The organism is Mesorhizobium sp. WSM4848 (assembly GCF_055811375.1).
This window is the reverse complement of record NZ_JBVVPX010000122.1, coordinates 1-479: the sequence shown is the minus strand read 5'-3', so window position 1 is coordinate 479 and position 479 is coordinate 1. Positions and strand designations below refer to the sequence as shown.

The 479-nt window shown below is 68.5% G+C and carries 1 protein-coding gene; it reads left to right on the top strand.

From position 1 onward, the window contains the following. Positions 1-30: 30 nt before the first annotated feature. Positions 31-479: FAD-dependent oxidoreductase (locus tag AC0L16_RS33590; protein ID WP_473625811.1), on the top strand; the 449-nt coding region annotated here is incomplete at its 3' end.

Here is a 479-nt window from a genome sequence, read left to right as displayed (position 1 = left end):
ACCGCCCATGCCGAACATACCGGAGCCGTCATGAGGCTGCTGGTCAAAGGGGCCGGCGTCGCCGGCCTCACCGCCGCGTTCGAACTTGCCGCCCGCGGCGCTGCGGTTACCATTGCCGAGCCCCGGCATGGCCTTGGCGGCAACGCATCATGGATGGCCGGCGGCATGCTGGCGCCCTGGTGCGAGCGCGAAAGCGCCGAGCAGCCGGTGCTGGATCTCGGACGCGACACCGCCGACTGGTGGGATGCGGTCCTGCCGGGTCATGTCACGCGGGCCGGAACGCTCGTTTTGGCAATGCCTCGGGATGCGGGCGAACTCGACCGGTTTGCAAGTCGCACGTCGGGTCATCGGCGGGTCGACGAAGACGAAATCGCGCTCCTGGAACCCGATCTCGCCGGCCGGTTCCGTCGCGGGCTGTTCTTCCCGGGCGAAGCCCATCTCGACCCACGCCGTGCAATGGCGGCGCTGCATGAAAAACT